Below are 13,187 nucleotides of genomic sequence, written 5' to 3' on the forward strand. Positions count from 1 at the left end.
CCAGCCCCTTGGAAGGCCGCGTCGCCCATACTATATTGATCCTGCTCGGGTTCGCCCGAGCTATGGCGATAAACGCGCCTGTAATAAGCGGACCGGACCCGGGTGCGATTCCCGGCGGCTCCACCAACTTCTTCCCCGCGTTATCGGCGGAGGCAGCATGGGGCCGACTAGCATCGACGGACGTGTAAAGAGGATTGCTTTCGCTCGTCCTGGCCCACCGTATCGGGCCTTTATCTAACTGCGAACGATAACTTCGCTGGAGAAGTCCGCCTCGCCGCGTAATGCGGTTCGGTTGATTTCGAACACTTAAGTCCTAGGGGTTCAGATCCTTAGGCGGGGCCCGGGGGGCGCCTGGCAACAGAAGCCCCCCACTTCCTTAGGAGTCTGGCGACAGAATCCCGGCGCTTTTCCCGACATCGAAATTCCTTTGCCGCAGGCGACTCTGCGTCTTCCGTCGCTCGCCTTGGGGGGGTAACAGTCGCGCGTTCCCCTTTCTTGAGGCGCCGATGACGGATCAAACTCCCCCTGTCGACGAGATGCATTATGAGCAACTCGCCCAGGACGCCCTGCGCGGCGTGATCCGCCTGGCGCTTGAGCGCGCGGCCGAGCCCGAGGGCATTCCCGGCGCCCACCACTTCTACATCACCTTCAAGACCCGCGGCGCCGGCGTCAGCGTCCCGCCCGACGTCCTGGCCAAATACCCGGACGAGATGACGGTGGTGCTACAGCACCAGTATTGGGATCTGGCGGTCGAGCCGGACCTCTTCTCGGTCATGCTGAAGTTCGGCGGCGCGCCCAAGGTGCTGACCGTGCCCTACAGCGCCGTGGTCCGCTTCTACGACCCCAGCGTGCAGTTCCTGCTGCAGTTCGACGAGCCGGAAATCGTCGAGGCCGAGATCGCGCCCCTGTCGCCGCCCGCGCGCGACCCGGACGCCGCCCCGCCTCAACCCTCGGACGACGACGGCCCGAAGGTCGTTTCGCTCGACCAATTCCGCAAGAAATAACGTCTTCGCGCCAAAGGGCGCGCAACCTTTGGCTGCAGACAAGCGTTGCCGTAACCTCCCCTTCCTTACCTAAGCGAGGTCGCTTCGATGCGTCTGTCTCTCATGTCCGCCGCCGCCGTTTCCCTGACGCTGGCCGCCTGCAGCCAGCCTGAAGCGACGCCGCCGGCGGAAACCCCAACCGCCTCGACCGAAGCCGCGCCCGCAACCGTTGAAACCGCCGCTGCTGACTGGAACGCCCTGAACACCCAGATCGGCAAGTATCCCAACGAGACCAAGCTTCTAGAAGACAGCGCGATCACGGCTGATCTGAAGACGCTGCTGGGCGACAAGTTCGACGTCCTGACGACCAATATGCAGACCCAGGCGCCGCTGCAAAAAGACGGCGCCGTCCTGTTCACTTCGGGCAACAAGCAGCATGAGGGCGGCGTCAACGCGGCCTATCTGCTGATCGACCCGGCGACCAAGGCGCTGGAAGTCGGCCTGTGGGAAGGCGGCAAGCTGACCACCTACAAGACCGCCGGCTCGAACATCGTCAAGCCGAAAGACGTACAGACGCTGATCTCAAACGCGGCAGGCTGAACCGCCTCACGTATCTGAATTTCAAAGATAGGGGTCGCGCCCGGCGCGGCCCCTATTTTCGTGGCCCTACTTTCTAGGGAAGACGCGAATAGTAATCCGTTCCCGCTCTCCTTCGCGGCGTTCGACCAGCAGGCGGGCGACCTGGCTGTCGTCGTGGAACAGATAGCCCTTGATGGCGTCCAGCAGGGCCTTGGCCAGGTTGTCCAGGTCCATCCACGGCGGATCGCCGACGTGCTCCATCACGATCTCGACGACATAGTCGCCCCACGACGGTCGCGACGTCCATTCCTTGCGCATGAACTCATAGACCAGCGGCTTGTAGTATTTGGCCTGGGTGGTCAGGCCGTCGATCGTGATCTCGACCGCCTCGCCCTGCTCGCGGGCCCTGACCTTTCCGGTTCCAATCCAGCCGTCCACGCGCCATCCGCCTTTCGTGAAGTGCGGCTCGCCTTGCTCCGCCGCGCCTGCGTGCTACACCGCCCGGCATCTTCCCGCCACGCCTGAGAGACGAGTCCCGCGCACATGAGCAACGTTCGTATCGAAACCGACACCTTCGGCCCCATCGAGGTCGCCGCCGATCGCTATTGGGGCGCCCAAGCCCAGCGTTCGCTCGGCAACTTCAAGATCGGCTGGGAAAAGCAGCCCCTGCCGGTCGTGCGCGCCCTGGGCATCGTCAAGCGCGCCGCCGCCGAGACAAACCGCGACCTGGGCAAGCTGGACCCCAAGCTGGCCGACGCCATCATCGCCGCCGCCAATGAAGTGATCGAAGGCAAGCTGAACGACCACTTCCCGCTGGTCGTCTGGCAGACGGGTTCGGGCACCCAGTCGAACATGAACGCCAATGAGGTGATCTCGAACCGCGCGATCGAGATGCTGGGCGGCGAGATGGGCTCCAAGAAGCCGGTCCACCCCAACGACCACGTCAACATGAGCCAGTCGTCGAACGACACCTATCCGACGGCCATGCACGTCGCCTGCGCCGAGCAGGTGGTCAACGACCTGATCCCGGCGCTGAAGCACCTGCACGCCGCGCTGGACGCCAAGGCCAAGGCCTGGGCCCACATCATCAAGATCGGCCGCACCCACACCCAGGACGCCACGCCCCTGACGCTGGGTCAGGAGTTCGGCGGCTACGCCCACCAGGTCGCCATGGGCATCGAGCGCATCGAGCAGACCCTGCCGCGCCTGATGGAACTGGCCCAGGGCGGCACCGCTGTCGGCACCGGCCTGAACGCACCGATCGGCTTCGCTGAAAAGGTCGCAACCCAGATCGCGGGCATCACCGGCCTGCCCTTCACCACGGCGCCGAACAAGTTCGAGGCCCTGGCCGCGCACGACGCCATGGTCTTCACCCACGGCGCGATCAACACGGTCGCCGCCTCGCTGTTCAAGATCGCCAACGACATCCGCTTCCTGGGCTCGGGCCCGCGCGCGGGTCTGGGCGAGCTGTCGCTGCCGGAAAACGAGCCGGGCTCGTCCATCATGCCGGGCAAGGTCAATCCGACCCAGAGCGAAGCCCTGACCCAGGTCTGCGCCCAGGTGTTCGGCAACAACGCCGCCATCTCCTTCGCCGGTTCGCAGGGCCACTTCGAGCTGAACGTCTACAACCCGGTGATGGCCTACAACTTCCTGCAGTCCGTGCGCCTGGTCGCCGACGTGGCCATCAGCTTCACCGACAACTGCGTCGTCGGCATCGAGCCGCGCGAGGACAACATCAAGCACGGCCTGGAAAACAGCCTGATGCTGGTCACGGCCCTGAACGCCAAGCTGGGCTACGACACCTGCGCCAAGATCGCCAAGACGGCGCACAAGAACGGCACCACCCTGCGCGAGGAAGCCGTCGGCGGCGGCTATCTGACCAACGAAGAGTTCGACGAGTGGGTCCGCCCCGAGAAGATGATCTCGCCGCAATAAAAAACATGAACAAGCGCCACGCCCTTTTTGTCATTGCCACTGCACTCGGTCTGGGCAGTTGCGAAAGGGCGTGGCCAATACTTGAAAGCTGCGATTACGATAAAATCGCTGAAAAAGCGATCAAGGCAAAATATCCTTGGTTCCAGCCGCGCGGGCCATTGGTTTCCGCGCAGTATCAAGACGTCGTGATTGCTTTCTATGCGCCAAATGAAGTGAAGCCTGGCGGCACTGCTCATGTCACCATTGGCGTTCGAAACTGTAAAGTCAAAGAAGTCTGGCTAACCCAGTAACCGTGATTATCTGCCCCGAATCGTTCGCCCGACGGGCGCGACCGACAGCTTGGCCAATTCGACATTCTTCAGAGCGAAGGGAATGCCGATCAGGCTGACGAACTGCGGCACGGCGATCAGAATATGCGCCAAGGCGATGTACCAGCCCGCCAGCACCAGCCAGATCACATTCAGCCCGACGCCCAGGCAGCCTGCGCCCAGATCGGCCGGGTTCGGATCGCGCCAGACGATCTCGCGCCCGAACGGCCAGAAGGAATAGCTGGCGATCCGCCACGCCGAAAACGCCCACGGCAGCCCCACGACCGTCAAGGCCAGCAACAGCCCGCCGAACAGCCAGGCCAGGCCTGAGGCGAACCCGCCCAGGAAGAACCACAGCAGGTTCAGGATCAGTCGGATCAAATCGGTCGCTCCTTAGCGTCAATCAACCCTCTTCATATGGCGAAAGGCCCCGCTGATTGCAGCGGGGCCCGGGATGAAATCGCGGTAAGGCGACGCCTTAGTGTTTCTCGGTCCAGCGCGCCTTGGCTTCGTCCTGGGTCATGTTCAGATGGACGTGCTCGTCCACGTGCGTGACCCAACTGACAGGGATCATATGGTGCTTGAAGCCTGAACCGAGGTCCAGCTTCGCCAACTCGATCTGGTCGCCCATCACATGATCGACGCGGCCGACATGGCGGCCGTCCGAACCGACGACTTCCTGATGTTCCTTGATCATCGAGGCGTTTATCATTGACGCTCTCCGTTGCTATGGGGACCGCCTCGGAACGGCCTGGCCGCTAGAGGGTTCACCGCAAAGCCAGGCGAGGAAGTTCACAATGTCGATGATCATTCACCACGCGCCGCAGTCCCGCTCGACCCGCCTTCTGTGGCTGCTGGAGGAACTGGGCGCCGATTATCGCATCCACTACGTCGACATTCTGCGGCGAGAGGGCCAGGGCCGAACCGATCCGGCCAACCCCCATCCGCTGAAGCAGGCCCCGGCGCTCGAGATCGACGGCCAGGTGCTGATCGAATCCGTGCTGATCTTCCTGTTCCTGACCGATCGCCACCCTAAGGCAGGCCTGGCGCCGGGACCGGCCGATCCGCGCCGGGCGGAATATCTGTCGTGGCTGGGCCTCTACAACAATGTGCTGGAGACGGTGCTGACGTCCGGTCCGCCCGCCGGTTGGAACGAGACGCAGAAGGCCGCCTATGCCGAAATGGACCGGCGCTGGCGCACGGCGATCCAGGGCGGCGACTACATCTTGGGAGAGTTTTCAGCCCTCGACATCCTGTTCGGCAGCCTGCTGCAGTGGTTCCGCGCCGCCATGCCTGCGGGCGAGCCTTATGACGCCTATGTCCAGCGCATCGGCGCCCGCCCGGCGCTGAAGCGCGCCTGGGCCAAGGACAGCCCGGACGGTCATGTCTGATGGGTGAGATCGTCAACCTGAACAAGGCGCGAAAGGCCCGCGACAAGGCCGCCGCCAAGCGGACAGCCGAGGCCAACCGCCTGACCTTTGGACGCACCCGCGCCGAACGTGATGCGGCCAGGATCGAACGCGACCGTGACGCCACGCGTCTGGACGGTCACAAACTGGACGACGACGCCGACGCCTAGACCGTCACGACACCTGGGCCGAAGCGCGCTCCAGCAAGGCGGCCGGTGCTTCATCCAGTTGCATTTCGGCGACGCCGACGTCGAGCTCAACCACGAAGGGCGAGCGGTTCGGCCCCGCGTCGAAGGCGGTGCAGGCGATCACCGCCGCGATCCGTTCCGCCGTCAGCCGCGCCGCAGCGTGATCCGTCGCGGGCAAGGCCAGGGCGAAGGTTTCCGACGACAGACGGGCGGCCGTGTCCTCCACCCGCACCAGGCGCGACACCATGGCGCCGATCTGGGGCATGGCCCGCTCCAGCCAGCCGCCCGCACGGACCGCCGCCATGGTTTCGCTATTCGGCACGCGCAGGACGCACACGGACAGGCGTCGGCTCCGCTCACGCGCGCCCTTGGCGATGCGCGCCAAATGCGCCGCGAACAGGTCGCGGCTGAACAGTCCGGTCTCCGGGTCCATCAGGTCGCAACCGCGTACGGCTTCCAGAGCCCGTCTCAAGCCCTGCCGACGGCGATGATTGCGCGCCAGGGCCAGCACCCGGTCGGCCGCTTCCTCCTCTGAAGTCTCTGCGGCGGCGACGTCTGCGAAGCCTCGTTCAAACAAGGCAGCCAGATCAGGCTCGACCTTCTCGCGCAGATAGAGGGTCAGGGGGATATGATAGAGGCGCGTGTTGCGACGCATGCCCGCCGCGATCGACAAGGCCGGCGCATGGTCCCGATCGCCCCACAGCACGGCGGCGTCGAACGCTCGCTCATGCAGATAGTCGAAGGCCGTGTAGGGAGTCGGCGCCGCCACAGCCTCTGCGCCCGCCGCCGCAAGGGCGTTGGACAGGGCCAGGAAACGGCGGTCGGCCGCACCCGCCGTCAGAACCTGCAACGGCGTGTCGCCCATCGTCGGCTCAGGCAGGTCGACGCCGTGCCCTGCAAACGTCGCACGACGCAGCCTGAATTCTTCCTCGGCCACCGCCGCGCGCGTCAACTGCTCCAACCGGAAGGCCGTCTGCAAAGGATGCGGATGGGTCGACACAACCAGATCGCATCCATCGCCTCCAGGATCTGACGCAGCGCCCAGACCCAGGATCGACAGATAGCGCGGGGCGGCGGCGCTGCGCAGGCGCTCCAGCCCGCCTTCGGCCAGGCTCTTCAACTCGACCACGGCCGCATCCACAGGCAGGTCCGATACCGCCAGAAGCGCTGCATCCAACGAGCGCGCCGTCACGGTGCGCCATCCTAGTCGGTCCAGTCCTTCGCAAAGCGAGCCAAGCTGATCGTCAGCGTCGGCGACGACCAGAACGCGCGGATCAGATTCCAAACACTGTCTCCTTGGCCTGGGCGGCTCGCCCCCGCGACCGCTCCAGAACCGCCATGATACCGGCGCCGACGAGGCCCGCAATGGGCAAGGCTGATCATCCGATGACGACATTGGGACTTCTCACCTTGCTGCGAATGGGGTTAATCCGCCCCCTTCGTTGACGATCGAGACTGCCGATTGACCTTTTCCAAGCCGATCACGGCCCAACCCCGGCTCTGGCTGCGCCTGATGACTCGGGCTTTCAGCCGCAGTTGGGGTCGCGACGTCATGCTCTATACGGGCGGCGTGTCCTTCTTCGCCCTGCTGGCGTTGTTCCCGGCCATCGCCATCCTGATCGGCTTCTACAAGGCCGTTCTGACCATCGGGCAGGTCAGCGAACAGGCCGCCGCCCTGGCGGACGTCATCCCTTCGGCCGCGCGCACCCTGTTCCTGAACGAGATCGACCGTCTGGCGAACGCCTCGGCGCGCACCGTCTCGGCCCAGAGCGCGATCGCCCTGGTGATCGGCGCCTATGCGGCGCACCGTGGGTTCAAGGCCCTGCTGGCCGGATTGAACCTGATCCACGACGAGACCAACCCGCTCGGCTTCTTCAAGTTCAATATGCTGGCCTTCCTGGTCGCGCTGGCCGCCTTCGTGCTGTTCACAATCGTGTCGGGCGCCGTGGTGACGTCACGCCTGATGGAGCACGCCTATGCCGATCAGCCCGTCGGCTGGCTGGCCCTGCCGCTGGACGGCCTGTGGCCGGCCCTGGGTCTGTGGCTGGGGCTGACCATGCTCTACCGCTACGCCATGGCCCACGCCAAGCGCGTCGCCTGGAAGGCGGCGATCATCGGCGGCCTGGTGGCCACGGTCATGTCCACCTTCTTCTCCTGGCTGTGCACCATCTATGTCGAGCAGATCGTCCACCTGGGCGCGACCTACGGCTCGGTCGGCGCCGTGGTGGTGCTGCTGATCTGGCTGTCATGGAACGTCAACGCCGTCTTCTACGGCGGGGCCTTCGCCACGGAACTGGAGATCGAATGGGAGACCCGCGCGGTTCCGCCCGAGCCAGCCGCCCTGCCCGACACCGTCGTCAATCTGTCAGAGCGGCGCCAGTCTCGACAGTGATGCTCAGGACGCCGTCCGTCTCGTCGATCTGAACCACGCGGCCGCCCAGTTCCTGCATCAGGAACGGCACGTCGATCCGCGCCATGGCGTCCGTGGCCAGCAAGGTCAGCTGAACGCCCGGCGCCCGTCCCTCCAGCGCCTTGCGCAGACGCAGGCTGGGCACCGGGCATCTATGCCCGCGCGCGTCCACCGTCATCACAGCCTCGCTCATTCCGACACGGCGTCCATCAGCATCGCCAGAGCCGTCCGCACGCTTTCCAACCGGATCGCATCGCGTCCGATGTCACCGAAGCGCTTTTCCAGATGCACGGTGCGGCCGTTCGGGCCGTGCGCAGCGAAATGCACCAATCCTACCGGCTTCTGCGGCGAACCGCCCCCAGGGCCCGCGATGCCCGTCACAGACACGGCGATGGAGGCCCGCGAGCGCGCCACGGCGCCTTCAGCCATGGCGCGGGCCGTCGATTCGGACACGGCGCCGAAGCTCGCCAACAGATCGCTGCCGACGCCCAGCATCTCGACCTTGGCCTCATTGCTGTAGGTGACGAACCCGCGATCCAGCACGGCGGACGAGCCTGCAATCGCCGTCAGCGCGCCCGACACCAGCCCGCCCGTGCAGCTTTCAGCCGTGGCGATCATCAGGCCCTTCGCCTCCGCCCGACGGATCACAGCCTCGGCGATCGCCTCGATATCCTGCGGCAACATAGGAATTCGCTCCGTCCACGAGTCGTCATAGCCTCGCCGGGCGGAATCAGCCGCCCGACGTCGAAAGCAGCGAATGACCGATCAAACTCTGACGCCGGCGCATCGCAAGGTCGATGCGATAACACCTGCGGCCTTCGCCGTCGCCGTCTTCACCTCGGCCAGCCTGGTATTCGTCGTTCAACCGATGACGACCAAGCTGGTGCTGCCGCTGCTGGGCGGGTCGCCGTCGGTGTGGAACACCGCCATGGTCTTCTTCCAGGCGGCCCTGCTGGCGGGCTATCTCTACGCCCACCTGCTGCAACGCATCCCGTCGATACGGGCGCAGGCGGTGATCCACCTGGTGCTGTTGGCGGTCGCGGCCCTCTTCCTTCCCCTCAGCATCACCCAAACGCTCGGCGATCCTGACCCAGCCGCGCCGATCGGCTGGCTGCTCGGCGCGCTGGCGCTGTCGGTCGGCGCCCCGTTCGCCGTTCTGTCAGCCACGGCGCCCCTGTTGCAGGCCTGGTATGCGCGCGTCCGTGCAGGACGCCCCGACGGCGCCAACCCCTATGTCCTGTACGCCGCCTCCAATCTGGGAAGCTTCCTGGCCCTGTTGGCCTATCCCGCCCTGATCGAGCCGCTGGCCTCCCTGTCGGGACAGAGATGGGGCTGGACCGTGGGCTATGGCGTCTTCGCCATCATGCTGGTGGGCCTTGCGATCCTCATGCCGCGCGCGGCGAGCATCACTCAGCCCCAGAAGGCGGCTGAACGCAGCCCGCCCATTCCCTGGCGCCGGAAGGTGGTGCTGGTCCTGCTCGCGGCCGCTCCATCCAGCCTGATGCTGGGCGTCACCGCTCACCTTTCGACGGACGTGGCCTCCGCTCCCTTCCTCTGGGTCGCGCCCCTAGCCCTCTATCTGCTGACCTTCGTCATCGCCTTCCAGGCGAAGCCATGGATTCCCCTGCACATCACCCTGATGCTGCAGGCCTTCCTCACGGTGCTGATCGCCGCCCTGGTCGGGATGACGACCGGCCAGTGGCTGGCGCTGCTGGGCCTTCACCTTCTGGGTTTCTTCTTCACCGCGCTGATGTGCCACCAACAGATGGCGGCGCGACGGCCAGCGCCGGACCGCTTGACGGAATTCTACCTGTTGCTGTCGCTGGGCGGCGTGTTGGGCGGCGCCTTCACCGCCCTGGTCGCGCCGGTCGTGTTCGAGACGGTGCTGGAATATCCGCTGGTCATGGTGCTGGTCTGCCTAGCCCGTCCCTGGCTGGGCGATCGTCCCGCCAAACATGAAATCTGGCTGATGGCCGCCGGCTTGGCGACCGCCGTCTTCGTCCCCCTGCTGTTCGAGATGCTGCGCTACAACCCGTCTCTGAGAACGGCCTTCAGCGATTTCGGCCTGACCACGACGGCGCAGATCATTCTGGGCGTCGCCGCCATTCTCGCCTTTGTGGTTCGGGATCGAGTGCTCATGTTCACGGCTGTCGTCGCGGCCATGACCCTCTCCGCCCACTACATCGGCCGCGGCTATGACTGGAGCCTGTCCGAGCGCAGTTTCTTCGGCGTCATGCGTGTGGCGGTCACGCCCGACCCTAAGCTGGGCGGCGACATCCATGTGCTGATGCACGGCACCACCCTGCACGGCGCCCAGGCCCGCCATCCGGACTTCGCCTGCGCCCCGACCATGTACTACGCCCGCACCACGCCCCTGGGCCAGGCGGCCGAACTGATCCAGGCCCGCGGCCCGGCCGCCGTCATCGGCGTGGTGGGCCAGGGCTCCGGCGCCATGGCCGCTTACAAGCGCGCCACGGATCAGATGTCCTTCTTCGAGATCGACCCCATGGTCGACCGCATTTCGCGCGATCCGAACTGGTTCACCTTCATCTCGGACTGCGCCGACGGGCCGATCCGCACGGTGCTGGGCGATGCGCGGCTGACGCTGAACAAGGAGCCTCGCCGCACGTATGACCTCCTGGTCATCGACGCCTTCTCGTCCGACGCCGTGCCGACCCATCTGCTGACCCGCGAAGCGATCGAAGGCTATCTGAAGCTGCTGAAGCCCACAGGCGTCGTTGTGCTGCACCTGTCCAACCGCAATCTGGAGATCACCCTGCCTGCCGTCGCGGCCGCACGCGAACTGGGCGCGGCCGAACTGCATCAGGTTTATATCGAGAACCCAGAGGCCGCCCTGATGGCCGAAGCCTCGACCGAGGCCCTGGTCATCTCGCCGACCGCCGAGGGGCTGGCTGACTTCAAGGCCGACGGCCGCTGGCGCAAGCTGGAGCCGACCAAGGTGCGGCCGTGGACCGACGACTACGTCAACCTGTTCGACGCCCTGATACGCAGCATGAAGGCTCGCGTCGGCTGAGGCGCGGGCGCTAGGCCGCCCCCGCCACCCGCGCTAGATCGGCGGTGATGCGCTCGGCGACCTTCAGTCGATCCTCCGGCGCGGGCCAATCGCCCTTCACCACAATCTTCTGATCCGGACGGATCTTCCAGAAGGCGTGGTTCTTCTGGATCAGACCCACCAGTCCCATCGGGTTGGGGAAGGTGTTGTTGCGCAGAGTCAGCACTGCGCCCTTAGGCCCGATGTCGATCTTCTCGATCATGGCCGTGCGGCAGTTGGCCTTGATCCCCACGATCCGCAGAAGCTGCTGCGCCTCGTCCGGCAGCGGGCCGAACCGGTCGATCAGCTCGGCGGCCATGGCCTCCCGGTCCTCCATCTTCTCGGCGTCCGACAGGCGGCGATACAGGCTCAAGCGGACGTTCAGGTCAGGGACGTAATCCTCTGGAATCAATACGGCCGCGCCGACATTGATCGAAGGCGACCAGCCGCGATCCGGCGCCGCTTCGCCCTGTTCACGCAGTTCGGCGACGGCGTCTTCCAGCATCTGCTGATACAGTTCGACGCCGACCTCGCGGATGTGGCCCGACTGTTCGTCGCCCAGCAGGTTGCCGCCGCCGCGCTGGTCCAGATCGTGGCTCGCCAACTGGAAGCCCGCCCCCAGATTGTCCAGCGACTGCAACACCTGCAGACGGCGTTCTGCCGACAGGCTCAGCGGCTTGGTCGGGTCGGTCGTCAGATAGGCGAAGGCCCGCGCCTTGGACCGGCCGATCCGGCCCCTGATCTGGTGAAGTTGGGCCAGACCGAACATGTCCGCGCGATGCACGACAAGCGTATTGGCGGTCGGAATGTCGATGCCGCTCTCGACGATGGTGGTCGAGACCAGCACGTCATATTCGCCATCATAGAAGGCGCTCATGACCGCTTCCAGCTGGGTCGGGCTCATCTGGCCGTGGCCGACGACGAACTTCACCTCAGGCACCTGTTCGCGCAGGAACCGCTCGATGTCGGGTAGATCCTTCAGGCGCGGCGCGACGTAATAGGCCTGACCGCCGCGATATTTCTCGCGCAGCAGGGCCTCGCGCACCAGCACCGGATCCCACGGCGTGACATAGGTCCGCACCGCCAGACGATCGACCGGCGGCGTGGCGATGATCGACATCTCGCGGATGCCGGACAGCGCCATCTGCAGCGTGCGCGGGATCGGCGTGGCCGTCAGGGTCAGCAGGTGAACATCGGCCCGCAGGGACTTCAGCTTCTCCTTGTGCTTGACGCCGAAGTGCTGCTCCTCGTCGACGATGACGAGGCCCAGATCCTTAAAGCCGACCTGATCGGCCAGAACCGCGTGGGTGCCGACGACGATCTCGAAACTGCCGTCCTTCAGCCCCGCGCGCGTCTCGTTGGCGTCCTTGGCCGTGACCATGCGCGACAGGTGGCGCACCTTGATCGGCCAACCGGCGAAGCGTTCGCTGAAAGTCTTGAAGTGCTGGCGCGCCAGCAGGGTCGTCGGGCAGACGATGGCGACCTGTTGGCCCGTCATCGCCACGACGAAGGCGGCGCGCAGGGCGACCTCCGTCTTGCCGAAGCCGACGTCGCCGCAGATCAGGCGATCCATCGGCGTGCCCTTGCCCAGGTCTTCCAGCACGTCGCCGATGGCGTTCAGCTGATCGTCCGTCTCCTCATAGGGGAAGCGGGCGCAGAACTCGTCGAACAGACCGGCGGGCGGCGTAATGGCGTCGGACACCCGCAGCGCCCGCTTGGCGGCCAGGGCGATCAGCCCCTCGGCCATGGCGCGCAGGCGCTCCTTGGCCTTGGCCTTACGCGCCTGCCAGCCCGCGCCGCCCAGACGGTCCAGCTGAACCCCTTCGGCGTCCGTGCCGTAGCGGGTCAGAAGGTCAATGTTTTCAACCGGCAGGTAGAGCTTGCTCTCACCCGCATAGAGGAGTTCGAGGCAGTCGTGCGGCGCCTCCTGGATCTCCAGCGTCCGCAGGCCCTCATAGCGGCCGATGCCGTGATCCAGGTGAACCACCAGATCGCCCGCCGTCAGGGCCGAAGCCTCGGCCAGGAAGTTGGACGCCCGCCGCTTGCGCTTAGGCCGCGCCAAACGGTCGCCCAGGATGTCGGTCTCGGAGATGACGGCCAGATCATCGGTGGCGAAGCCGTGCTCGACCGGCAGCACCGCGCGCAGATAGATGCCGTCCGGCGCGCCTCGCACATCGTCCCAGTCGCGCACCGCCACGACGTGCGTCAGGCCGTGATCGCCCAGCATGGCGGCCAGACGCTCGGCCGAGCCTTCGGACCATGAGGCGAACAGGACGCGCTTGCCCTGCCCCTTCAGCGCCTCGGCGTGCTGAGCGACGGCGGG

15 protein-coding genes and 1 other RNA gene are annotated in these 13,187 nt (G+C 65.7%); 9 read left to right on the forward strand and 7 right to left on the reverse strand.

Going from position 1 to position 13,187, the window contains the following annotated elements:
* Positions 1 to 4: 4 nt before the first annotated feature.
* From ssrA to BDIM_RS08240, 3 genes are all read left to right on the forward strand, one after another.
* Positions 5 to 373: a transfer-messenger RNA gene (ssrA, locus tag BDIM_RS17190) on the forward strand.
* A gap of 133 nt (positions 374 to 506) precedes the next feature.
* On the forward strand, positions 507 to 1,004 hold the full coding sequence (locus BDIM_RS08235; RefSeq protein WP_040345525.1) for an SspB family protein: 498 nt from the start codon (positions 507 to 509) through the stop codon (positions 1,002 to 1,004).
* Between the two features lie 87 nt (positions 1,005 to 1,091).
* Complete coding sequence (locus tag BDIM_RS08240; protein ID WP_003165118.1) at positions 1,092 to 1,583, forward strand: hypothetical protein; 492 nt, start codon at positions 1,092 to 1,094, stop codon at positions 1,581 to 1,583.
* 66 nt (positions 1,584 to 1,649) lie between these two features.
* On the opposite strand, the gene BDIM_RS08245 is transcribed toward BDIM_RS08240, so the two are convergent.
* Positions 1,650 to 2,000: a RusA family crossover junction endodeoxyribonuclease gene (locus tag BDIM_RS08245; RefSeq protein ID WP_003165119.1), complete on the reverse strand. Its 351-nt coding sequence runs from the start codon at positions 1,998 to 2,000 to the stop codon at positions 1,650 to 1,652.
* 105 nt (positions 2,001 to 2,105) lie between these two features.
* Between BDIM_RS08245 and fumC the strand changes: the two genes are divergently transcribed.
* Both fumC and BDIM_RS17540 read left to right on the forward strand, forming a co-directional pair.
* Entirely contained in the window at positions 2,106 to 3,497 is a 1,392-nt protein-coding gene (gene fumC, locus BDIM_RS08250) for a class II fumarate hydratase (protein ID WP_003165120.1), read from the forward strand.
* 5 nt (positions 3,498 to 3,502) lie between these two features.
* Positions 3,503 to 3,787, forward strand: coding sequence for a hypothetical protein (locus BDIM_RS17540; protein ID WP_143276781.1), 285 nt, complete (start codon positions 3,503 to 3,505; stop codon positions 3,785 to 3,787).
* 6 nt (positions 3,788 to 3,793) lie between these two features.
* Here the strand turns inward: BDIM_RS17540 and BDIM_RS08255 are convergent, their stop codons facing one another.
* Together BDIM_RS08255 and BDIM_RS08260 are read right to left on the reverse strand one after the other, a co-directional pair.
* Positions 3,794 to 4,186 carry a YccF domain-containing protein gene (locus BDIM_RS08255; protein ID WP_003165121.1) on the reverse strand — a complete coding sequence of 131 codons (393 nt, stop codon included), beginning with the start codon at positions 4,184 to 4,186 and terminating at the stop codon, positions 3,794 to 3,796.
* Positions 4,187 to 4,283: 97 nt separating this feature from the next.
* Complete coding sequence (locus tag BDIM_RS08260; RefSeq protein ID WP_003165122.1) at positions 4,284 to 4,517, reverse strand: DUF2171 domain-containing protein; 234 nt, start codon at positions 4,515 to 4,517, stop codon at positions 4,284 to 4,286.
* An 85-nt stretch (positions 4,518 to 4,602) separates the two neighbouring features.
* Between BDIM_RS08260 and BDIM_RS08265 the strand changes: the two genes are divergently transcribed.
* Both BDIM_RS08265 and BDIM_RS08270 read left to right on the forward strand, forming a co-directional pair.
* Positions 4,603 to 5,196: a glutathione S-transferase family protein gene (locus BDIM_RS08265; RefSeq protein WP_003165123.1), complete on the forward strand. Its 594-nt coding sequence runs from the start codon at positions 4,603 to 4,605 to the stop codon at positions 5,194 to 5,196.
* Complete coding sequence (locus tag BDIM_RS08270) at positions 5,196 to 5,384, forward strand: DUF4169 family protein (RefSeq protein WP_003165124.1); 189 nt, start codon at positions 5,196 to 5,198, stop codon at positions 5,382 to 5,384. The genes BDIM_RS08265 and BDIM_RS08270 overlap by 1 nt, the downstream gene beginning before the upstream one ends.
* Before the next feature lie 4 nt (positions 5,385 to 5,388).
* Here BDIM_RS08270 and BDIM_RS08275 read toward each other — a convergent pair whose 3' ends face one another.
* On the reverse strand, positions 5,389 to 6,687 hold the full coding sequence (locus BDIM_RS08275) for a diguanylate cyclase domain-containing protein (RefSeq protein ID WP_003165125.1): 1,299 nt from the start codon (positions 6,685 to 6,687) through the stop codon (positions 5,389 to 5,391).
* A gap of 177 nt (positions 6,688 to 6,864) precedes the next feature.
* On the opposite strand from BDIM_RS08275, the gene BDIM_RS08280 reads away from it, so the two are divergent.
* Positions 6,865 to 7,794 carry a YihY/virulence factor BrkB family protein gene (locus BDIM_RS08280; protein WP_003165126.1) on the forward strand — a complete coding sequence of 310 codons (930 nt, stop codon included), beginning with the start codon at positions 6,865 to 6,867 and terminating at the stop codon, positions 7,792 to 7,794.
* Here the strand turns inward: BDIM_RS08280 and BDIM_RS08285 are convergent.
* The gene (locus BDIM_RS08285; RefSeq protein WP_003165127.1) at positions 7,760 to 8,005 is read right to left on the reverse strand and encodes a sulfurtransferase TusA family protein; all 246 of its coding nucleotides are present in this window, start codon (positions 8,003 to 8,005) and stop codon (positions 7,760 to 7,762) included. The two genes, BDIM_RS08280 and BDIM_RS08285, sit on opposite strands and share 35 nt — an antisense overlap.
* Entirely contained in the window at positions 8,002 to 8,496 is a 495-nt protein-coding gene (locus tag BDIM_RS08290; RefSeq protein WP_003165128.1) for a CinA family protein, read from the reverse strand. The genes BDIM_RS08285 and BDIM_RS08290 overlap by 4 nt, the downstream gene beginning before the upstream one ends.
* 73 nt (positions 8,497 to 8,569) lie before the next feature.
* On the opposite strand from BDIM_RS08290, the gene BDIM_RS08295 reads away from it, so the two are divergent.
* Positions 8,570 to 10,846, forward strand: coding sequence for a fused MFS/spermidine synthase (locus tag BDIM_RS08295; protein WP_003165129.1), 2,277 nt, complete (start codon positions 8,570 to 8,572; stop codon positions 10,844 to 10,846).
* 10 nt (positions 10,847 to 10,856) lie between these two features.
* Here BDIM_RS08295 and mfd read toward each other — a convergent pair.
* The coding region (mfd, locus tag BDIM_RS08300; protein WP_040346765.1) for a transcription-repair coupling factor at positions 10,857 to 13,187 on the reverse strand (2,331 nt) is incomplete at its 5' end.

Source organism: Brevundimonas diminuta ATCC 11568, assembly GCF_000204035.1.
In the GTDB taxonomy this organism is placed as follows: domain Bacteria; phylum Pseudomonadota; class Alphaproteobacteria; order Caulobacterales; family Caulobacteraceae; genus Brevundimonas; species Brevundimonas diminuta.

Excerpts from the sequence above, each read along its gene's own strand:
- BDIM_RS08235 (WP_040345525.1), top strand. The coding sequence starts at position 507 with ATGACGGATCAAACTCCCCCTGTCGACGAGATGCATTATGAGCAACTC.
- BDIM_RS08240 (WP_003165118.1), top strand. The coding sequence starts at position 1,092 with ATGCGTCTGTCTCTCATGTCCGCCGCCGCCGTTTCCCTGACGCTGGCC.
- fumC (WP_003165120.1), top strand. The coding sequence starts at position 2,106 with ATGAGCAACGTTCGTATCGAAACCGACACCTTCGGCCCCATCGAGGTC.
- BDIM_RS17540 (WP_143276781.1), top strand. The coding sequence starts at position 3,503 with ATGAACAAGCGCCACGCCCTTTTTGTCATTGCCACTGCACTCGGTCTG.
- BDIM_RS08260 (WP_003165122.1), bottom strand. The coding sequence starts at position 4,517 with ATGATAAACGCCTCGATGATCAAGGAACATCAGGAAGTCGTCGGTTCG.
- BDIM_RS08265 (WP_003165123.1), top strand. The coding sequence starts at position 4,603 with ATGTCGATGATCATTCACCACGCGCCGCAGTCCCGCTCGACCCGCCTT.
- BDIM_RS08270 (WP_003165124.1), top strand. The coding sequence starts at position 5,196 with ATGGGTGAGATCGTCAACCTGAACAAGGCGCGAAAGGCCCGCGACAAG.
- BDIM_RS08285 (WP_003165127.1), bottom strand. The coding sequence starts at position 8,005 with ATGAGCGAGGCTGTGATGACGGTGGACGCGCGCGGGCATAGATGCCCG.
- BDIM_RS08290 (WP_003165128.1), bottom strand. The coding sequence starts at position 8,496 with ATGTTGCCGCAGGATATCGAGGCGATCGCCGAGGCTGTGATCCGTCGG.
- BDIM_RS08295 (WP_003165129.1), top strand. The coding sequence starts at position 8,570 with ATGACCGATCAAACTCTGACGCCGGCGCATCGCAAGGTCGATGCGATA.